This window comes from Brumimicrobium sp. (assembly GCF_048268645.1).
GTDB classification, from domain to species: Bacteria; Bacteroidota; Bacteroidia; order Flavobacteriales_D; family Crocinitomicaceae; genus Brumimicrobium; species Brumimicrobium ulvae.
This window is the reverse complement of the sequence record NZ_JBLWVE010000023.1, coordinates 1-22,887: the sequence shown is the minus strand read 5'-3', so window position 1 is coordinate 22,887 and position 22,887 is coordinate 1. Positions and strand designations below refer to the sequence as shown.

The following is a 22,887-nucleotide window of genomic DNA, read 5'->3' as shown; positions in this document are numbered from 1 at the left end:
AAATGAGAAAAAAAATTGTTGCAGGTAACTGGAAAATGAATTTATTACTTGATGAGGCTGAAAAGCTAAATGCTTCCATAGACGAAGCTTTATCAGAAGGTAATTTCGGATGTGATGTTTATCATTTTATCCCCTTCATTTATTTAAAAGAGGCCATTGACAACAGTAAACATGTTCAGATTGGAGCACAAAACGGACATCCCGAAAAGAACGGTGCATATACAGGAGAAATCAGCATGCATCAACTTGCACATATGGGGACACAAGCGATTTTAATTGGACATTCTGAAAGAAGACAATTGTTTAATGAAACAAACGACTTTTTAAAAGCAAAGGTAAACACGGCAATAGCTGAGCAATTAACAGTCTTTTTTTGTTGTGGGGAAAGTTTAGAACAACGCGAATCAGAAGATTACGAACAAATCGTAATTAATCAATTGAAAAGCGCCTTATTTCACCTACCAGAAGAGGATTTTAGAAAAGTGATTATTGCCTACGAACCTATTTGGGCCATTGGAACAGGAAAAACAGCTAGCCCAGATCAAGCCAATGCTATGCATATTAGTATCCGTGCTGCCATTGCTGATGTTTATGGAAACTCTGTTGCTGAAACAACTTCTATTCTTTATGGTGGTAGTTGTAAACCTTCAAATGCACAAGAACTTTTAACACAATCTGATATCGATGGAGGACTGATTGGAGGGGCATCGCTAAAACCAGAAGACTTTATGTCTATTATTTCAACATATCAATAATTTATGAATTATATTCAAATAAGTTTCGACATATCGCCAAAGCATCCTTGGACAGAAATCATAACACAAGAACTGGCTAATATTGACTTCGATAGTTTTACGGAAGAAGACCAAAAGCTACAAGCTTATATTAGTGAAGAGAACTTCATGGAAGAGCGCTTAAAGAAACTAATTGCAACTTATACGGGTAATGAAGTAAATATAGCGTATGAGCAGACCCTGATTCCATCACAAAACTGGAATGCCGTATGGGAATCTGATTATGAACCGGTCTTAGTTGGCAAGTCATTAATGATCCGCGCTCCCTTTCATCCTATCGATGATACTTTTGATTTAAGCATAGAGATTCAACCTCAGATGTCATTTGGAACAGGTCACCACCAAACTACATTTTTATTAAGTCAAGCTTTATTGGATATTGACTTTAAAGGAAAAAATGTATTAGATGTCGGTACAGGAACAGGCGTTTTAGGAATTTTAGCTGCTCAACTAGGGGCTTCAGAAGTTTTTGGAACGGATATCGAAGAAGGTGCTGTCGAAAATGCAATTGAAAACTGTGAACGTAACGGAACCAAAAACTTTAAAATTGTTAAAGGTGATTTAGAAGTTGTACCAAAGCACAATTATGACGTTATTATAGCTAATATTAATAAAAACGTTTTACTTAGACATATGGAGGGCTACTCCAATCTCATCAAAGACAATGGTTTGTTATTGTTGAGTGGATTTTTTGAAACGGATATTCAAACACTTACAGAAGCAGCCAAAAACTGTGGATTTGATGTTATTGAGATATTCACCAAAGAGAAATGGGCGGTCCTCAAGTTGATAAAAAAAATATAATTATGAAAAACATTAGCGTACTCTACTTTATCGTGACCTTATTGTCCTTCAACTATGCATTTAGCCAAGATGGGGAATTTACCATAGACCGCGAACAGTTTGTTGCAGATTACTCACGACTTTTAGCCTCTTCTGGCTCGAAAGAAGTCACTGCATTTATTGACCTAGAGTTGCGCCCAATACTCCTAGAAGGAACAGCCTTCCCTGAAGATCGTTTCCAACAGATGGCTAAGACCGTGAATATATTGTTGGACAAAAGACATTCGGCTTATCCTCACACCTATAACTACGTTACTTCATTTTATTCTTTGATTACCCTCAAAAAAAGTGATGAAGAAATAGACACATGGCATGAGATTACTGATGGATTAATCAAAAACAGAAACCCTCGTAGAATTCAAGAGTTCTTGCAGGTCTCAGGAAACTTTTTGCACAAGGAGATAATTGCTGATGACCCAAACTATCAGTGGATTTGTAAAGGAGAAGACTTTAAATTCATCAACGACAAAACACCTTACATTCAATTTAAGAATGTGACATTAATCTGTAAAACCATAAATCGTGGAAGTGATAAAAGGCAAAACCCATTTTCGGATTCGATAAAAATCATCAACACCAATGGAATTGCTGACCTTACAAGAGAGAGATGGGAAGGAAACGGTGGGACCTATACATGGGAGAAAGTAGGTTTACCACAAGAAGAAACACATGCAACACTTAGATCATACAACATTTCATTTAGATCTACCAACCTTACTGCAGACAGTGTAACTTTGACAACCCCCTATATCAAGGAGCCTATTGAAGGTAAATTATTAGACCGTGCAATGAAAGGAGCAATAGGAAAAGACAGTGAACTTCCTTATCCACAATTTAAATCTTATCAAGCTAATTTTGAAATTAAAAACATTGTTGAAGACGTTGATTATAAAGGTGGGTTTTCTTTAGAAGCAAATGAATTTATTGGAATTGGAAACACTAATGAACAAGCCAAATTAACTTATTATCGAAATGACAAAAAATTCATCGTTTCTTATTCCGATCAAGTACGTGTCAATGAAAATAGCTTAGTTACCCCTATGGCACGTTTTTCATTATACATTGGCTTAGATGATTCCATAAGTCATACTGGACTAAACATCACTTACAATTTAAAAGAACAATCTATTAAATTCGTTAGAGGAAATGCGGTTATATCTCAATCTCCATTCATCGATACTTATCATCAACTCAACATCTATACTGATGAAATTTCATGGAATAAAAACTCTTCTGAACTTATACTTGGATATGACAGGTCGACTTCTGAAGAACAGAGGACCGCTAAGTTTGAGTCCTTCAATTATTATGATGAGCGATTATTTCAAAGTATTCAAGGACTAGAATCTGTGCACCCATTATCGGCGCTTTACAATTACGCCTATAAATATGACAAATTCCAAATGACCGAAGGAACTGCTGCTACAGCACTAAACCGTACCTTACAGCAAGCCAAGCCAAAATTATTAGAACTCTCTACTTTAGGATTCATAAGCTATGACACCGAAAGAGGAATCGTGCTAATCAATGATAAAACAGAGCATTTTGTAAAATCAAAATCTGGAAAAAGTGATTATGATAATATTTCATTTGTTTCTAATTTAGCACCAATTCGTTTAGACAATACAGGGAATAATAACGCTGAATTACAACAAAAAGTAAACAAACGAAACCAAGAAAGGGCTAAAATAACTGAATTTGCAAAAATAGACTTGAGCTCTTTGGATTTAAAAGCCAATGCCGTAGACTACATTACTGTTGCAACGGTGAAACAAACTACCATCTTCCCTGATGAAAACGAAGTGACCATCAAAAAGAATAGAAATATTGATTTCTCTGGATGGGTAAACAGTGGAAAATGGGAAATTAAAATTGACCACGGAAACTATAGCTACGAGGACAATAAATTCAATATTTTTGAATCTGAATTAGCATTATTTAAGGTCAACCCGCTAAGGGCATCTGATGGCAAGCAACCTATCCCATCTCAATCTGTTATATCAGGAATCAAAGGTGAAATTTTAGTTGATGACACCACAAACCGATCTGGAATAAAAAAAGGATTCGATCAATACCCTATTCTTGTCTCTAAAGAAAAATCAAAGGTCTTTTACAACCAAAAACAATTACACCTTGGGGCTTATGAAAAAGAACGTTTTTACTTTGAAATTGATCCTTTCCAACTGGATAGTCTAGCCACTTTTGATGAAAAAGCATTACGTTTTCCAGGAGAGTTGACATCGGCAGGTATATTTCCAAAAATGAAAGATGAGCTTAAAGTTATGGCAGATTATTCTTTAGGATTCTCACAGGATGTTCCCAAAGAGGGCTACCCTTTCTATGGAACTGAAGCGCGATACAACAATAAAATATTGCTTTCGAACAATGGATTACAAGGAGGAGGAACAATTGACTTTTTGAACTCTTCATCAACCTCAAAACAACTGTTCACTTTTTTACCTGACTCTACAATTGGAGTCGCTTCATTCGTCAATAAACCTCAAGAAACAGGAGTTCAATTTCCAGATGCGAATGGACCAGATGCATTCATCACCTTCTTGCCGAAGCAAAAAGTCCTCAAAGCTAGGTCAAACAAAGAATTAATTTCCTTCTATAATGGTGAGGCCAACCTAAGAGGTACTACGATTTTGAAAGCTAAAGGGATGAAAGGAAATGGAATCTTGGAATTAAAAGATGCCAAAATGGGATCTCATCACTTCGACTTCGCAAGATGGGATGTTCATGCAGATACCTCTTCCTTCCAATTGACCAATAAGTATAAGGCCGAAGGAGATTTAAGTGAAAACGCATTGGCATTCAAAACAGAAAACGTTAATGGTGACCTTGACTTTAAGGGTAGAAAGGGAGTCTTTAAATCTAACGCTGGTGAATCTGTAGTTGAATTCCCTGTTAACCAATACGTTTGTAAGATTGACCAATTTACATGGTTAATGGACAATGATGAATTGACTTTAGAGAAGAAAGCCAACGATAACCTAGCCATTGATGGAGCTATGGACCTTGTAGGGCCAAACTTTTATAGCATTCACCCGAAACAAGACTCATTACAATTCAGATCTCCAAAAGCGTTATTTAACCTAAAAGAGAAAACCATTTATGCTTTTGAAACTGAATTTATAGAAGTAGCAGATGCGAGGATTTTCCCAGATAGTGCCAAAGTAGTCATCCGAAAAGATGCTAAAATGGACAAGTTCACCAATGCTAAAATTGTCGCCAACTACATTACGAAATACCACACCATTAAGAATGTAGAAGCTCAAATAACGGCCAGAAGAGCTTACACCGCAATTGGTGATTATGAATATGGAGTCGGTGATGGAGAAAAGCAATTGATTCATTTAACTGAAATCAAACTTGACACCTCGTTTCAGACAGTAGCCAAGGGTATTGTCAATCAAGAACAAGCTTTTAAATTGAGTGATCAATTCGACTTCTACGGAGAAACACAATTGAGAGCAGCAGATCAATTCATGCTCTTTAAAGGAGCTACTAAAATTAATCATGACTGTGATAAATTCGAAAGAAACTGGATGGCATTTGAGACTGCAATAGACCCAGAAAACATTCAGATCCCTGTGAGTAAAAACATGAAAGACCTAGAAGGAAACCAAATTACTGTTGGAGTACGTTGGCGAAATTCTTCTAATACGGATAGCGTGAGCCTTTATCCTACTTTCTTAAGTTCAGTCGAAAATGAAAACGACCCAGAAGTAATGACTGCAAGTGGATTCTTACAGTACAACAATGCTGCAAAAGAATTCCAAATTGCTAGTCAAGAGAAGTTAATCAACAGGGCTGAAAAAGGAAACTATATTTCTTTACACACAGAATCTTGTTCGATGAACGGAGACGGTAAAATCAGTTTAGGAATGGATTATGGCGCTGTAGAAACAGAAGCTGTTGGGGTGTTGAATTACAATCAAGAAAATGAACAAACAGATTTAAACATCACTATGGCATTCCGAATTCCTTTCAATAAAAAAGAATTTGAAAACGTAGCAGTGAAAATTAGAGAAGTTCCTGGTTTACCTGATGCAGATTTTAATTCAACAACACTTGAACAAGCATTGGTAGAATGGACAGATCTAAAAACAGCAGATAAAATAAAATCTGATTATACTTTAAAGAAAGAATTTAAAAACGTTCCCCGATCAATGCAAGATGCTATTGTGATTACAGGGTTAAGACTGACTTCTTACACTAAGTCTGGAGACCAACAGCGTGGAATGAAAACATCAACTGCTCAGGCAGCAATTGTAAATATCTATGGTGAACCGGTTATGAAATATGTGCCTACAAAATTCTTTGCAGAGCAACGTTCTAATTTAGGGGACCGCTTTGGATTAATGATTGATATTCCTGGAGCTTATCTTTACTTCTTCGATTACGACAACAGAAAAGATGGAGTAATGAATATTCTTTCTAGTGATAAAGAATTCAATGATGAAATCACAGCGCTTAAATCTGATAAGAAAAAGTCGAGAAGATTCGTTTACGACATCACTAAAAACTCAGCTTACAGAAGTCAGTTTATGCGTGTATTTAACTAAGTTAAAGAATGGAATTTATTATATTTGGAATAGCCGCCTACTTATTGGGCTCCATACCAACAGCTGTTTGGGTGGGAAAGGCAAAGTACCACTTGGATGTTAGAGAGCATGGTAGTAAAAATGCTGGGGCAACCAATACATTTAGAGTTTTAGGAAAAAAAGCAGGAATTGTAGTCCTGAGTGTGGATGTGCTCAAGGGAACCTTTGCAGTGCTCCTTCCCTTCCTCGTTAACACTTATGCCTGGGCGGATGACCATTTAATTCACCTTAAAATAGTTTCAGGGGTTTTGGTTGTCTTGGGACACATCTTCCCCGTTTTTGCGGGATTCAATGGTGGGAAAGGAGTTGCAACTTCCTTAGGAGTAATTTTAGGGATTCATCCACAAGCTGCGCTGATCTGTATTGCCATTTTCCTTGTCGTTTTTATCGCCTCTAACTATGTGTCCCTTGGTGCAATAATTACCTCTATATCATTTCCTTTATTGGTTGAATTTGTTTTTGACAATAAAAACACTTCTTTACTGATATTCAGTATCATACTCTCCTCTGCTGTCGTGATTCTTCATCATAATAATATCAAACGTTTAATTAAAGGAAATGAAAATAAAATGAGTCTTTTTAAAAAAAAGACGTAACTTGTATCTAAAACACACGTATCTTATTACTACTTAATGTCACTTAAAATAAAAATATTCGTATTGTTCATCCTGTTTGGCGCTATTCATACGCATGCACAGGAGACAAGAGAGGATATTGAGAAAAAAGCATTGAGCTTATTTCAAAGTGAAGAGTTTATTGAAGCTACACCACTCTACCTTAGGTTACTTTCATTAGAACCTAGAAATCCAGATTACAATTATAGATATGGAACCTGTTTACTCTTTAATTCAGGAGAAAAACAAGACGCTTTCAAGTATTTAAATTATTCCATTCAGCAAAGTAATAAAGTTGATGACGAAGCCTTTTACTACCTAGGAAAAGCATATCACCTTAATTTTCAATTCGATAAAGCCATAAAGAATTATGAAATCTACAAACAAAAAGCGGGTAGTCGTTCGCTTGCAAAGTTAAATGTAGATCGCCAAATTGAAATGTGTAGAAATGGAAAGTCGCTGATTGCTAACATCTCCGAAACCGTGGTCTTGAATAAAACTAAAATCAATAAAGAAAGTTTTTTTAGAATTTATGATTTAAAAGACATCGGAGGAGAATTGATTGTTACTGAAGAGTTCCAATCCAGACTAGACAAAAAAAACAATCACGTTCCTTTGATTCACTTTCCTTCTCATTCAAGGCGCATTTATTATTCAAGCTATGGCGATAATAACAGTCACAAGGACATTTATGTAAGAACGCGACTTCCAGATAATACTTGGTCCAAAGCACAAGCTGTTTTTGGAGATGTCAATACATCCTTAAACGAAGATTTCCCTTACATGCATCCCAGTGGAAAGTACTTGTATTTTTCTTCTGAAGGTCACAATAGTATGGGAGGTTATGATATTTTCAGAAGCCCTTATGATCCTGAAACCAATTCGTTTGGTCCTCCCGAGAATATGGACATTTCCATTTCCTCTCCCGACAATGATTTTCTGTACATTGTAGACTCACTTGATCGTTATGCTTATTTCGCTTCCCAAAGAGAAAGTGAGGGAAACAATGTCCATGTTTACAATGTACGTGTTGAACGCTTCCCTATTCAAATGGTGATATTAAAGGGACAATTCAACTCTACAATTGATCCTTCAGAGAAAGCATTGAATATTACTGTAAAGAATAACTCAGGTGAATTGATGGGGAAGTTCAACACATCGCCTAAAGGAGATTACTTAATCAATTTACCCAAAGGAGGTCGTTATGAATTTATCGTTAACGTTGGTGAAAAGGAACAATTGCATAGACAATTTATCGAATTGCCTTATCTAAAGGAATTCCGTCCTTTAAAACAAGCCATAACTGAGTCTCAAAAAGACCAAGCTGAGGTCATTATTTTTAAAAACTTGTTTGATGAACGTTTTGAAAATGAAGGAGAAATTATCGCTGAAGCCATTAAGTTAAAATCTAAAATGGAGGTCAATAGCCAGCAATTTGACATTGACTCGCTAGATCAAGTTCGAGAACAAAGAAAGTTATTCGACAAAATCGGGCTTTCGGCATTTACAAATGTTGAAATTCATGATTTAATAAAAAGTAAATACGGCAATTTGAATGAGCGTCAAATTAAAACACAAGAACTGATTGAAAAAGCCAATGCAACGCTTGATCAAGGAAACCATAAAATCGAAGATGCATTAAATAAGGCTGACTCTTTAATGCAATTGGCAAAAATCAGTGACCAGAATCAACGTGCAAAACGCTATTCACAACTGGCACAAAAAGAACTAGATAAAGCAAAACATTATCAAACCGAAATGGACAATGCAAAAGTCGTTTTAAAATACTTAGAAACCGATTTTAAGGAAAAGGAAGAACAACTAACAGAGGCCAAATCGCTTTATGAAGTTACAAAAGAACTTGCTATAAATGACGATGACCAATTGATTGCAATATTGAATGAGCACAAAGACTTCGTGAGTGAGGAACTGCTAGAAGAAACCAATCTTGATGCTCATTTTGAATTTGTAACTCAAATCAATGCCGATCTTCAAGCTCAGGAAGAAATGAAACTACTTCAAAAACAATTGGAGACCAATCAGAAAGCTCTAGAAAATAAACTTGCACAATTAAATAAAGATTATGAAGCAGCTTCTAAAAGGAAAAAAGAAGAAATAGGATTAGAAATTAGTCGATACGAAAATCAAAATGCTGATTTGAAAAATGAAATCAAGTATATCGATGATCAACTGAATGCTCAAGGTGATTTTAATGGTCAAAAAGAAGCTTTAGCAGAAATACTTAAAAGTGAAAATACAGCAAAAGAAAACACTTCTTCCTCTGAAATTGTAAAGAAAAATAATGATTTGATCGCGCAACAAGACAAACTCAACAGCGATAACGAAGCCTTTGCCCTTAAAAATGATATTGATATAACTGAAGAGGCATTGAACCAGGTGAATGAAGACATAGCTCTTAACACAAGTGAAAACAATAACACTACAGTTGAGCACACAGGAGACTCGACCACAAACGAAACCGAAGAAATCAACTCAAAAGAAGAATTGGCTGAACTGACTTCGGAAATTATATTCAACAAATTAGATCCCAATTATCTTGAAGAAATTGAGCAAATAGAGACTGAAATAGCGAATGGAAAAGCAACGAAAACAGATTTGCTCGAGCGCAAACAGCAAGCATTAGTTGTTGTAGAAAGTACGCAATCTCAATTTAAAGCTGAAATTGAAAAAGGAAATCCTGACCCTACCCTACCCACTAAAATCGAACTACTTTCTGAAGTTAAGAATCAGCTAAATACAGAGATAAGTGACCTTAATCAAAAAATAGCTGAAGAAAACATTATTGCAGAAGAAACAATGACCAATACTCAAGAAAGTAACATTGAAGAAGGTCAAAACACAACAAATAAAAACAATACTTCTCCTTTAAGTGCAGAAACTGTTTTTACAGAAATAGATCCGAATTACCCTCAAGATATTCAAGCCTTAGAGCAAAAAGTGAAACAAGGCAATTCGACAAAGCAAGCCATTCTTGATCGCAAAAAACAAGCTTTAACTGGTATTGAAGCAGCTCAATCTGAAATTCAAAACGAGATAGATTCTGGAAACAATAATGATGATCTCGCTACAAAATCGGATTTATTGTCGCAAATTGAAGTCCAAATTAAGTCTGAAATTGATGAGCTATCAAATGCGATTGAAGCAGAAAATAAGCATGCAGAAACAAACACTTCAACTTCGAATACTTCAGCAAATAACACTTCTTCTGAAGAAGAAAACCCTCTGTCACCTTCTACACCTGCAGAATTATTTGCTGAATTAGATCCTACTTACCTTAAGGATATAAAAGAAATTGAAAATGAAATAGAAAAAGGACTAACCACATCAAAAGAACTTCTTGAGCGAAAACACCAAGCCTTAATAACCATTGAAGACGCTACAACAAATCTTGTCGCGAAAAAAGAAAATGGAAACGATGATGCTGAGCTTTCAACGCAAATTGAATTTCTTTCACAAATAGAACGTCAGTTAACAGATGAAATTCAAGTTTTAGAGAAAACAATTGAGGAGAGTGAAGTTATAACTGATGAAAATGAATTCACTCCAGAAGCAATTTTAGCAGAGCTAGATCCTGAATATTTGAATGATATTTCACAACTTGAAAAAGACATCAGCAATGGAACGAAATCTAAAAAAGACTTAGTTAAAAGAAAGTACATCGCAAAAATTTCAGTAGAAGAACATAGTTCTGAGGCCATACAACAAAAAGAAAGTGGTGTGACTCAACCAGGTTTAGAGCAAAAGATTGAAGCTTTAGCAGAGCTAGACGAGCAACTAGACAAAGAGATTGATGCTTTGGAAAATGAAATAATTGCAGAACAACTTCATGGAGTTGCGCCAAAAGAAATGTCTTATAGAGATCAGGTATTGGACCAAGCTGACAAAGGATTTAAAGAGCAAATCAGTTCTTTATTGAAGAGTTTCCATTCAGGAGAGAACAATTATGAAGAGTTACTTTACGCCCAAGAAGTACATCTTTCCAAGATTAACACCGCGATTGAGAAAAAAGAAGGGAAAACCACTGAGGAATTAAACATACTGACTGAGGAAAGGGACCAAACCCTACTGTTTATTGAGGAGCTAAAAGCAGCACAAGGAAAAGAAGAATTCAACATCACTAAGGCTTATAAAGAAAGTCTAAAAAGGGTCTTACTGAATAAACAAGAATTCGACCTTATTGAAGCTGAACCTCAAGACATCGATGAAGCCAACGTAAAAGCACAAGCATTAGAAAATATAATTTTACAATTAAATAGAGATATAAAGGCTTCCAACAACAGTTTAGAAATTCGTTACCTAAATATTGTCAAGAAAGAGCTGGTTAAAAAACGAAGAAACGTAAGTTTTGAATTTGGTGAAGTGACCCAAACATCAGAACATCCAGATCATGTAGATTTGTCCAAAGTACAAGAAGAGTTTAGCGTAGAATTATCCTACGAGCAAAAAGAAGAATTTAAGTCCCTTTTTGAAGCTAAAAATAAACTACTAGCTGAAGAGTTAGAAAACCCTTCACTTAAAGAAGATTCAAAACACCAAGAGAAAATCGAAGCCCTTGATGATCAAATTGCGAGTAAGGAGAGTATTGTTCTTGAAAAATCAATTGAAAACCTAAACAATTTTTTAAACAGAAGCTTAGAACAAACAATTGACAATAATGGAACGCCAACACTAGCGATGTTGAAAGCACAACAAAACAAACTAGAAATTAATCAACTGATTAGAGAAGCTAAAGAAGTAAAAGACCCAAAACAACAGCGCGACTTACTTCAATCAATTCAAACAAAACAAAATGCAACCATCAAGGAGGTAAGGTCTGAGCAAAAAGAGCAAAAAGCCAATGAGGTGATGAAGTCTATTGCTGAACACAGTGATTTTGAAAACATTAGTCCGGTCGACATTTTAAAAACGGAAAAAGATATACAACAAGAGCAAAAAGAGATTGGAATTGAATTATTAAGTGTTCAAGACCAAATCAAGGAAATCAATGCCAAGATACCGAATGGGAACAGGAAAGAAAAAGCAATACTCGAGGAGAATAAAGAAATGCTTGTTGAGATAGAAAGTTTGTTGCAAAGCAAATTTGAGGAAAACGCATCTCATTTAACCTTTATAGATGAACAGAAAAAGAAAGACGCTGAGGAGGGAATTGATAAAAATGCGATAGAAACACAGCTGACCTATGTTGAAGAAGTAGAAATTGCGCAGTCTGAGGAATACAAAACGGTGTTACAGGAAAACAATAAACTAAATCAATTACAACATGATTTAAAGGCAAAGGAGGCGCAATTGATTTCCGAACAAAACAAACTGAAGATTTTAACTTCCACAAAAAACAAGAATATTACTAACGAGGAAAACGTATTTACCGAAGAAGAAAAGAAGACCATTGAAAAGCACATGAAACAAATCAATGAAGTATCTGGAGAAATCAAGACCTTAAGAGCGGAAGTTAACAAACAACTAAAGGAGGTTAAGCAGAAACTTCCTGAAACGCCTGAAGAAAAAGCGAAAATAGAAAACATGATTGCCCGGGATGTAGCACCAATTAATGAAGCTCCAACACTTCCTGTTATTGCAACGGGCTTAGTGATTAATCCGAACAATAAAAACAATTATTCAGACGAAAATCCTATTCCATTAGAGGTTGAATCACCAAAAGGATTGGTTTTCCGTGTACAAATTGGAGCATTTGCCAAACCAGTACCCAACAATACCTTTACAGAATTTTCGCCCATTACAGGAGATGTTGTTCGTCCTGGTTTAATCAGATACGTAGCAGGTATGTTCAATAGTAGAGCAACGGCAACTGAAGCCAGAAATCAAATCAGGACAATGGGATACAGCGACGCTTTTGTTGTGGCTTACTGTGATGGAGAAAGAGTGCCTGTTTATCGCGCAATCGAATTAATGAATTCTGGAGCATGTGTTCCAACTATTGAAAGTGGTCAGAATGCTATCTTAGTTGCCGAAGAAGGAGTTGAGTATACCAGCGGAACAACGGTTGAAAAAGTCATTGACGAATTCGCTTACAACAAAGCACCTGGAGCTGCTGAAGCAGATGTAGCAGAAACCAAAATGGGCTTATACTTTACCGTTCAAGTTGGGGTGTACAACAGACCTGTAAGTTCTGCTCAGCTATTCAATATAACTCCATTGATCACCAAAAGAATGTCCAATGGTCAAATTCGTTATTCTACAGGAATCTTTAGTTCTCTTGTTGACGCCAAACCAAAACAAAGAGAAGCAATTGATGTCGGAGTTACTGATGCTTTCGTTACTGCGTATTATAAAGGGGAAAGAATTTCTATCACAGAAGCGCATGCCCTACTTGCTGAAAAAGGAAATGATATTCTAGAACTGAATAATCCTACTGAAATTAGTAACAACAAAGTTCACAGCACCACAAACAACAGCACACCTCGAAAACCAGAAGAATTCCTTGAAGGAAAAGACATTCAATCTATGTGGGTTTCTAAATCTAAATATGACGAATATCCTGCACAGGTATTAAACCGTTACAATGAAGAAGGGTACTTGTTCTATTATGACTCTATTTCCCGAAACGTTAAAAGCTTTGTCTTTACGGAAGCTGCAGAAACTCCACTATTCATCAGTGAATTTGAAACGGTTAACTTATACAATTACGCATATTTCGTAAAAAATAAAAATGCTGAAAAACGTTCTGAAGCCATTTCTGATTCAGATAAAAGTACACTCACCTTAAACGTTAGGGTGTTGGCCAAAGACCTCAATTCAGATTTATTCGAGACAATTCTCAATGCTCCTTTCAATAAGGAAATGACTACCGATGAAAAGAGTTTATCTGTAAAGTTCTTTATGTTGAACACCCCAGAGAATGAAAAAACTGTCAATCAACTTCAAATTCTTTTGGCCAAGTTGGGAGCAACTCATATTTCTAAGTTTAAAAACGCAACGAACAGCAATTGATTTAATTGAAATTTCTGTCATATTCACACGCTATTTCAGAATTGTTAATTATTTTGGAGCGCGAAAGAAAAAACAACACACAATTTCATGAAGAATTCAATTTTATTTCTCCTTTGTAGTTTATTTTTATTGGTCAACTCTACCATCGGTCAAGAACATGTCATGGTCAGTGGTAAAGACTCATTAGTCATTACAAAAGAAGAAGTTCCAGGAGAGGTGCTAAAAAAAATGCAAGCTTATGACTTTGGTAGTGAGATTAAAAAATTCAATGAATCTGCTTATGGTGTGTTCAATTTCAATGATGATGACAGAAGGGTTTTTAAAAACGCAGATCAGATTCAAGTGGTCTTCAACGAAGACACTATAATCATAAGTGAAATTGGAAATATCTTTTTCAAAAATCCTGGACCTGAAGAAATCATTAGAGTAAATGTTATTCCATCAAGAAATGGAGAAGAGTTAGGTTTCACAGGACATAAAGGAGAAACGAAAATTAGCTTTTTAGCAAAAGCTCCGAAAAATGCTTTGATTACAGACGATAGAATTGTTTTGGGGATTTTAGCAGTGATTCTGGCCTTGATTTTTTATACCTCAGGACTTAACAGAAAAAGTTGGAAAAGATTGTATACTGTTATTCCAGCCTTGTTCCTATGTTATATGGTTCCAGCGACATTGACTTCATTCAACATTATTGATCCAGAAGCGACCAATCTTTATTATATGGCCAGTAGATATTTACTTCCTGGGTCATTGATTCTACTTATCCTTTCAGCTGACATCAAAAGTTTACTTGGTCTAGGTTCGAAGAGTTTAATTATGTTCTTCACCGGAACAATTGGAATTATCTTAGGAGGAGTTTTTGCGGTGTGGATTTTCACATTCATCGATCCTGAAACAGTTGGCGGAGTTGGAAATGAAGCCACATGGAGAGGATTAGCAACCATTGCAGGGAGTTGGATTGGTGGAGGTGCCAATCAAACAGCTATGCTTGAAACCTACAACTATAAAGAAACGCTATTTGGAGGGATGATCTTGGTGGACATCGTTGTGGCAAATATTTGGATGGCAGTGATTCTCTTTGGAATCAGCAAGAAAAATAAAATCGATAAATGGTTAAAGGCAGACAGTAGTGCAATAGATGAATTGGTTGTTAAAGTAGAAGACTTTCAAAGTTCAGTAGAACGTAAAGCGACCTTAACTGACTTTATGGTAATCACCGGATTGGTGTTTGGAGGTGTTGCAATTGCACATTTTGCAGGAACATTCCTTTCTGAGTTCTTCTTAGAAAACTATGGAAAAGGAAGTACTTTCGCTAGTCAATTTTTCTGGATGGTGGTTATTTCAACGATATATGGATTCATTTTAAGTTTCACAAGAGCCAAGACTTATGAAGGTGCTGGAGCTTCTAAAATTGGGTCTGTTTTCTTATACATTCTTGTCGCTACAATAGGGATGAAGGTAGACATCACCCAAATCTTTGAAAAGCCTTTATTGATTTTTGTTGGACTGATCTGGATGGCCTTCCATGCTATTCTTTTGATTGTTGTCGCCAAATTAATTCGTGCTCCGTTCTTCTTCTTGGCAGTGGGTAGTCAAGCCAATGTTGGTGGTGCCGCTTCTGCTCCTATCGTTGCCAATGCCTTTCATCCTGCCCTAACAACTGTTGGAGTCCTGATGGCTGTGGTCGGTTACTTTATTGGAACCTTTGGTGCATTTATGGCTGCAGAATTAATGCGGATGGTCGCTCCAATGTAATTGAGCATGCTCAAAATTGCTTTTCATCAAAAATACGTTCATCCTTTGCCCGAAGGTCATCGCTTTCCTATGGCCAAATATGAACTGCTCCCCCAGCAATTACTTTTGGAAGGAACTGTTGATGAAACTGCTTTTTTTAGTCCAGGAATTATCGAAAAAGAGATGGTGTTATCAGCCCATACCAAAGAGTATTTCAAGGATTTAACAAACTTAAATCTGGACCGAAAAGCACAACGAAAAACAGGATTTGTTCATGATCATGAATTAATACTCCGTGAACAAATCATCATGGAAGGAACACGTATGTGTACCGAATTTGCACTACTTCATGGTGTTTCAATGAATATTTCGGGAGGAACCCATCATGCTTTTTCAGACCGAGGAGAAGGATTTTGTATGTTAAACGATCAGGCAATTGCAGCCCAATGGTTATTGAATTCTAAAAAGGCAAAAAAGATATTGATCATCGATTTGGATGTTCACCAAGGAAATGGAACTGCTGAAATCTTTCAAAATACTCCTGAAGTCTTTACCTTTAGCATGCATGGCGCCAATAATTACCCTTTGAAGAAAGAAAAATCAGACCTTGATATTAATCTGCCTGATGGAATCAAAGATTCTGAGTATCTTTACTTACTTGAAAAGTCCTTAAACGACATCTTAAAGGTTTTTACTCCCGATTTTTTGTTTTATCAGTCAGGAATTGATATTATAGAGACAGATAAACTTGGGCGACTCGGAGTGAGTATCCAAGGATGTAAAAAAAGAGACGAAATAGTATTTCAGATGGCGCATCAACTAAGCTTACCTATTGTTGCAAGCATGGGAGGTGGCTATTCTGAAGAAATTAAATATATAATAGAAGCACATGCAAATACATTCAGGACCGCACAATACATCTACTTTTAAAAGTGGACTTTGGTGGAAAATAGTAGTTAGTTCAATCGTTTTTCTTGGATTAGGAATCCTTAGTGGATTATGTTCAATGAATGGATATGAAGCTTGGTATGATGAACTCAACAAACCGTTTTTTAATCCGCCTGCTTGGGTTTTTGGTCCCGCGTGGACTATTCTTTATATTTTGATGGGCGGGTCTTTTGCAATTATCTGGCAAATTGTAGCCATTGGCCGCTACCCTATTATTATTAAATTTGCTAAAAGAGGGCTGGTTATTTTTCTGCTTCACTTTGTTTTGAACTTAGCATGGACACCAATTTTCTTTGGACTACAAATGCCTGTATTAGCCCTTGTTGTCATTTTCATGCTATTGGCTTTGGTCATCATCCTAATACGCCATTTTTATAGACTCGATCGCTTATCTGCATTCTTATTGATTCCATATCTATTGTGGATTAGCTTTGCAACAGCTTTAAACCTTGCGATTGTTGTTTTAAATTAAAATATGGTTTTTTTTAAGTCCATTAGTCATTGTTTGACCGTCCTTTTCGGGGCCTCACTGCTCCTGGCTTCGTGTACCTTAACAACGGAGCAAGAGACCAAACTTAATGCAGACATGAACCTTTTGATCAAAGTACGTAACGAAGGTGATGCATTGTCTTATCTGAATTTAACCCATCCCCTGATAGTTAAACATTACAAAGAAAAAGGCGATGCTGTGTTCAAATCAAAATTTCAAGAAATGCCCCGTCAGAAAGACCAAGACAAAGACAAAGCTGAGTTGATCTACTGGAAAGGGGGATACATCAAGAGTATCGCATCGAACGATTCTTTGATTCACGCCAAAATTCAATTTACACTAATGCAAAATCATCAAGACCTTGACAGTTCTTCAATTTATTATGGGATCAACAAAAAGCAAAGCTCAAATTGGACTTTTGTTTCAGCAGCTGACTACTTTACTGTCCTCCCTAAAGAAATGAGGCTGTTTGAATAAAGTTAGTTTCTGAGCTTTCATGCTCAACATCACCTACTCCTTTATACACCGAACAGAAATCCCAATATCCTTTTCAAAATAATTGCCTTCCAAACCGTCTTCATCTTTAAAAAGATAGAACGCTGCCGGAAAACCTTCTTCATTAACAGTTTGAGTCCAAAACATCGCTAATTCTTCTCCAGATTGAAACTGCCCATCATTTGCACGATAGCCTGAAGGTACCGCTTTGAATTTATGATCAGAATATACATAAACAGGAATTGATTTCCATTCTTTTTTATCTTTTAAATGAATGGCTACAGAACTTTTTGAAATAATTTTTTTTGTCATTTTAACCACCACAGGTCTAAGCGCTGTTTTTTTATTTAAAACTTGAAGGACAGAAACCCCAAAATTAGACAATACTATGCCTAACTCTCCAATCTGATTGTCAAAAACAAAATTTTCAATTTCTTTCACCATAATTCCGCGACGAAAATCTTCATAAACACCTCCTCGATCAATAGAACCAGGATCAGCACTAAATAACTGAACCATTTCAGCAAAGTTATTTTGTTCTTTAATGACTTGAAGAATACTATCAGCTAAAACCATTGCCTCTTCATCAGTATATTCTTTTTTGTCAATAAGTAAATACTTCATCGATACATACTCGATTTCTCTTTGATCAACGACTTTAAATAAAGTAATTTTATCATCACCATCGTTAAGTTGGGTAACTGAACCCACATCCTGTTTTTCTAAAAACTCAATTTCCTCCTGTGAAAAATGACTAAATCCATGATCAGTATATAAATCTACGACATATCTTACAGGGGAATTTCTTTTATAATCATCACTGTGGTGGACAACAAACAATGAATCATTTGAAGCGTTTTGAAAGTCAGTCTTTAACCTCTCGATAAACTCCTGTGAATTTTTAAGTTGCGGTTCTTCGACTATTGAAACGTCCATCGTTAAATAAAAATCATTGAGTATTCTAATGTCATCCAAATTCGGTACTCTCCACCCTTTTGGCGCGAGTCCTCTTTTGTCATTTACAGCGTACCAATTGTACAACTTCCCTCTCTTTTCAGCAGAAGTTGAATCATTGTCATAATAACACCAAGCAGGTTGTTTATCTTCTATGGCTTTTGTCCACTCCTCTTTAGATTGTGCTTGAGGAATTGGATCTCCATTGCGAAAGAAAGCTAAATCAAGGTTCTTTTCATGCCAAACTTGCTTTCCTATACGCACTTCTTGAGCATAATTATAAAAAGTTAAAGTCAGGAAAATTAAGCAGCTAATTGATTTTAGTACAGAAGAGTTCAAAGCTTTGTGTTTTATAGTACGAGAACAAATATAAAGGAAAAGGATTAAGGTGCTTAATTTAAGCGCTCAATTATAATCATCGTATTGATAATATTATAAATTTTATGACTCTTCTCTATTACACATGAATTGTTTGACTCTTTATGAATTCGTGTATTTGAAAATTAGTTGAAGAACGATATACTAGTGCGTATCCACCCGAGCAACTACACCTCTAAGCACCTCGTCATCCATTTCCTGTCCTTGGAAGCCATATCGGTAAGCATCGGTTTGATGTGATCTACCCGGCATCTGCGTATGAAACGGTAAAAGACTATATCGATGATTTCGATTATATAAAAGAAGTCTTAGTGAATAAACACTTGAAACAAGGCGTGAAGATGATGTGCACCTTGAGTTACGGATATAAGGAACTAGTCAATACTCTTGAAGGAAATAAAAAACTACTTCGTGAGCACAGTAAGAACATTAGTTTCTCAATTGAACGTATAGCAAAAAAAGCTAATATTAAAATCACTGATGCATGTAAACTTTTTGGTGTTTCTAAAGATTGGTTTTACCGTCATAGAGTAAAAAAGGCGTGTGACAAAAGTATTATTAGAAAGTGTTTTTGGCAATATCCTAAGCAATTAACGTTAAATGAAGTTTCAAAAATCGAAGCAATCGTAACACAACAAGATAATTTCGGTAAAACAAAAACCACACTTTATTTTGATGCGATGAGAAAAAAGCTGATTGCCTGTGGACTTTCTACTTTTTTCAAATATGCAGATCTTGTTGGGTACCAAAAAAGACAAAAAAAGAAGAATAAACATCGCTCTCCTGGATTTCGTGCAACTCAAGCCTATGAATGGCTTCATGTTGATGTAACGCATGTACAAACTCAAAATGACGGCATTCAATATGTTGCTTTCGTGAAAGATAACTTTTCAAAAGCACTACTAGGATTTAAAACTACTTCTGAACGACCAGGCAGTGGATTTATCAGAGATCTATTTGAGGAAACTTTTAAAAATCATGGGCTTTTGAATAAAACTAATCCAATAAACATCCTTTCAGATGGAGGGTCTGAAAACAAAGGAGCGTTATTGGATTGGATCAATAATATTGAAGCACCTCCTACAGTTAAAAAACTTACCGCTAGAACAGAAGAATTTTCTTATTCCAATAGCATGGCTGAAAGTACACATAGTATTTATAAGTCTGAATTCTTACAAGGAAAGCACTCTATTGATAAAGTGGACCATCTGAAAAATATTACATTGTTTTTTAACTATTACAATAACAATAGGTTTCCGTTTGAATTTTATGGATTAACACCAATGGAAGTTCTCAATGGAGAGAGGCCGGACAAAGCAAAATATAGAGAACAGATAAAGAATGCCCAGAAAGTAAGACTTAAAGAGAATCGGGAGTTCAATGGTTGTCCTTTGGCTTGTATTTGATGGGGAATCCCAAAAATCCGAACAAGCTGTGTGTTTTAACTCCTAAAATCTATATAAACAACAATAAAAAGATGATTTTTGTATCAAAATATATCCTTTTTACTCTTTTTCCGTCCTATTGGATGTGTCTGCTAAAAGTCAAAAAAGTTTAGAATTTTTCAAGTTCATTTTAAGCCAAAAATCAGACAATTTGTTGCCTAATTTCTCAGTGACCAATATTGGAACAGTTTTGTTGCGGAATTACGTGGAGTGTGCAAAAACAGAATTTAAAACCTCTTCAACTGGGAAAAGAAAAAGAGGGCGAAAAAATCACTTAAAAAATCTCATTTATAAACTCAAATCAAAAAGAAAATAGGAAGAAAAAAGGGGCGAAAAAAACGAAAAAAAATAATGTGCTTAATGTAAAAATAACTAAACAAGAAATGGATAAAAAGCTTGGATTCTTAAACCTAAAAAATCTTTAAACAAAGCCTTGAAAAGAAAATATTACCCACCCCATAAAACCACCTAAAAGATAAGGGATGTGGTTGGAAATTGAAAAGTAATAAAAACCTCACGAAAAGCAATCAGAGTAAAGGATGTAGAAGAAATTAAGGATTGTTAATAACTTTTTGAATTTGTGTGTTTAAAAATACCTTATCAAACTGATTCTTGTAACTTCTTCATTATTCTTTCTATCATAGAAACATATAATTTAGGTTTATACCTGACAGGAATATATTGAGGAGAAACAACATTTACAGAAACTAAATCATTCTTTAAAACGGTAAACACAAACAAGTAAAAGCTATTTTCTTTTAATGATGGATGAGACCAGTGAACTTGTAAAAAACTACTGTTTACACCATACGTTTTTAATTTACCTTGACTGATAACATCCTTAATGTTCATTTATTAATTGATTTCTCTCTTTTTGTTTCGGAGTTATGTGAGTTTGCAGGAGAGCACAGAACATTAGTTATTTATGGATTTAATAAATTCACAAAACGTTTCAGAGTAATCAGTATATACACTAACAATCCTTATATCGTCAAATTCAATAATAGCCTCATCAAGTAATGTGAAATCTGTATTATAAAAATCAATGTCAATTGATGAGTTTCTAACCTTTCGAACTCTTCCAATATAAACAGTATCTTCCTGAGACAAAGCTATTTCACAGAAATCGTCTTTTTTTAATAAATAACTGAATAACTCCTTAAAATTACTTGTCTCTAAAATCGTTTTTATCTTTTCCTGATTTACGTAACGATTAATTTTTTCGGACATTACATTGGAAGATAGTTCTGATAGATTCATTTCTGCACTTAAAACAAAACTATTATTCATAAACATAACCCCATCTAAAACGTAATCCACAGGATTATATATAGAAAGACTAAACACTGTTTTTTTTTCTAAGAAAAAACCAGTAACTGGATTTTTCCAACCCTTCATGTAAATTAAATTTTCCATATCTTATTTATACCTTTTTCTTCGTTTATCTCCTTTTTCACCTCCTTTATCTTTTTTATTCCTTTTTCTACCTTTTTCATGTTTCTTTTTTGTACTCTTTCTTTTGCCCTTCGTGTGTTCTGCTCCGCCATCTCCATAATCTGATTCTGAGCTTGCAGGATTAGCTTCCTTACTAAAGGATTTTATAAATTCACCTGTAGATAAGACAATTCCTTCAGTGATACTCTTTGCATTTTTTGAAACCTCCACAGCAATCATAGCCATTGCTGCAATACCTCCTATAACAACTGCTGGGCCGCCTTCTGCAGATACACCAACTACTGCTATTGCTGCTTTATAATCAGACTCTCTATAGTTTTGTTTAATATGATTATCATCATAATCAATATGAAATGAACTCGTAGAACCGTCTTCTGAAAAATTATAATAGCCCATGAAGTCCCCCTCAGAATCAAAGCCCGCACTGTATGTATCGCCATTATAATTAAATGACATCAAGCTCGACTCACCGCCTTCGATATTTGCATGTAATCCTCCACCTATGACAGCTCCATTTGCCCATTTGGTATCAGTTAAATACTTTAATGATTCTTCATCAAAAGTTAATGAATTTCCGTCGGGTGTTCTGAACGTTTTACTACCATCTTCATTCACGTTTACATTTTTATCATCGTCTCCACCACCCTCAGCAGCTAAACCTTTAGGATCAACATAGTAAATTGGATTATTATCAAAAGCCACATAAGGACTTTGCCAAGGGAAATTAGCAAATAAAGGATCAATAGATAACCATCTACCAACTCTAGGATCGTACTGTCTAAACTCGGTTGTGTAAGAATTCCCTTCTCCTTTCACATTATCATCTTTCTCCATACCATTGAACCCATAACGATACCCATCACTTCCATTTGCAGGAACATAAACAGGATTACCGTTTCCGTCTAAATCTCTTAGCTGTTTCTTACCAGGCATTTGCATACCATAAGGAAAATAATCACTATAACTCACCACATCAGCAAGGAAGTAATCGATATTTCCATTGCCATCATTTACAGGAAGTTTTCGATCTGAAACCACTTCAAGGACGTTCCCTAAATGATTACTCATTTCGAAGTATTTGTCTCCAATGATATTTTGTGTTGCGGTATTGATATTGACTAAATTTAAATCGCTACTTGCTATAATTTCACCTATTTG

At 35.5% G+C, this 22,887-nt stretch carries 14 protein-coding genes; 10 read left to right on the top strand and 4 right to left on the bottom strand.

Annotation, left to right across the window (positions count from 1 at the left end; all coding sequences use genetic code 11):
- Positions 1 to 2: 2 nt before the first annotated feature.
- The 9 genes from tpiA (at position 3) to ACN0U3_RS13580 (ending at position 17,479) form a co-directional block, all read left to right on the top strand.
- A complete protein-coding gene (tpiA, locus tag ACN0U3_RS13620; RefSeq protein WP_417266653.1) occupies positions 3 to 755 on the top strand; it encodes a triose-phosphate isomerase in 753 nt (250 codons plus the stop codon).
- A gap of 3 nt (positions 756 to 758) precedes the next feature.
- Positions 759 to 1,598 (top strand): 50S ribosomal protein L11 methyltransferase, encoded by an 840-nt coding sequence (gene prmA, locus ACN0U3_RS13615; RefSeq protein WP_417266652.1) that lies wholly within the window; start codon positions 759 to 761, stop codon positions 1,596 to 1,598.
- Between the two features lie 2 nt (positions 1,599 to 1,600).
- Positions 1,601 to 6,208, top strand: coding sequence for a hypothetical protein (locus ACN0U3_RS13610; RefSeq protein ID WP_417266651.1), 4,608 nt, complete (start codon positions 1,601 to 1,603; stop codon positions 6,206 to 6,208).
- An 8-nt stretch (positions 6,209 to 6,216) separates the two neighbouring features.
- The gene (gene plsY, locus ACN0U3_RS13605; protein WP_417266650.1) at positions 6,217 to 6,843 is read left to right on the top strand and encodes a glycerol-3-phosphate 1-O-acyltransferase PlsY; all 627 of its coding nucleotides are present in this window, start codon (positions 6,217 to 6,219) and stop codon (positions 6,841 to 6,843) included.
- 36 nt (positions 6,844 to 6,879) lie between these two features.
- Positions 6,880 to 13,830 carry a hypothetical protein gene (locus ACN0U3_RS13600; RefSeq protein ID WP_417266649.1) on the top strand — a complete coding sequence of 2,317 codons (6,951 nt, stop codon included), beginning with the start codon at positions 6,880 to 6,882 and terminating at the stop codon, positions 13,828 to 13,830.
- 87 nt (positions 13,831 to 13,917) lie between these two features.
- Positions 13,918 to 15,585: a DUF819 domain-containing protein gene (locus ACN0U3_RS13595; RefSeq protein ID WP_417266648.1), complete on the top strand. Its 1,668-nt coding sequence runs from the start codon at positions 13,918 to 13,920 to the stop codon at positions 15,583 to 15,585.
- 6 nt (positions 15,586 to 15,591) lie between these two features.
- Positions 15,592 to 16,494, top strand: coding sequence for a histone deacetylase (locus tag ACN0U3_RS13590; RefSeq protein WP_299203191.1), 903 nt, complete (start codon positions 15,592 to 15,594; stop codon positions 16,492 to 16,494).
- Entirely contained in the window at positions 16,454 to 16,984 is a 531-nt protein-coding gene (locus ACN0U3_RS13585; RefSeq protein ID WP_299203193.1) for a TspO/MBR family protein, read from the top strand. Before ACN0U3_RS13590 ends, ACN0U3_RS13585 begins: the two co-directional genes overlap by 41 nt.
- Before the next feature lie 3 nt (positions 16,985 to 16,987).
- Positions 16,988 to 17,479, top strand: a complete 492-nt coding sequence (locus ACN0U3_RS13580; protein ID WP_417266647.1) for a hypothetical protein — start codon at positions 16,988 to 16,990, stop codon at positions 17,477 to 17,479.
- A 33-nt stretch (positions 17,480 to 17,512) separates the two neighbouring features.
- Here ACN0U3_RS13580 and ACN0U3_RS13575 read toward each other — a convergent pair whose 3' ends face one another.
- Positions 17,513 to 18,790, bottom strand: a complete 1,278-nt coding sequence (locus ACN0U3_RS13575) for an FISUMP domain-containing protein (RefSeq protein ID WP_417266646.1) — start codon at positions 18,788 to 18,790, stop codon at positions 17,513 to 17,515.
- Positions 18,791 to 19,065: 275 nt separating this feature from the next.
- Here ACN0U3_RS13575 and ACN0U3_RS13570 point away from each other — a divergent pair, with 275 nt between their 5' ends.
- The gene (locus ACN0U3_RS13570) at positions 19,066 to 20,235 is read left to right on the top strand and encodes a hypothetical protein (protein WP_417266645.1); all 1,170 of its coding nucleotides are present in this window, start codon (positions 19,066 to 19,068) and stop codon (positions 20,233 to 20,235) included.
- Between the two features lie 639 nt (positions 20,236 to 20,874).
- Here ACN0U3_RS13570 and ACN0U3_RS13565 read toward each other — a convergent pair.
- From ACN0U3_RS13565 to ACN0U3_RS13555, 3 genes are all read right to left on the bottom strand, one after another.
- A complete protein-coding gene (locus ACN0U3_RS13565) occupies positions 20,875 to 21,126 on the bottom strand; it encodes a hypothetical protein (protein ID WP_417266644.1) in 252 nt (83 codons plus the stop codon).
- Positions 21,127 to 21,189: 63 nt separating this feature from the next.
- Positions 21,190 to 21,690: a hypothetical protein gene (locus tag ACN0U3_RS13560; protein WP_417266643.1), complete on the bottom strand. Its 501-nt coding sequence runs from the start codon at positions 21,688 to 21,690 to the stop codon at positions 21,190 to 21,192.
- 3 nt (positions 21,691 to 21,693) lie between these two features.
- The coding region (locus ACN0U3_RS13555) for an RHS repeat domain-containing protein (RefSeq protein ID WP_417266642.1) at positions 21,694 to 22,887 on the bottom strand (1,194 nt) is incomplete at its 5' end.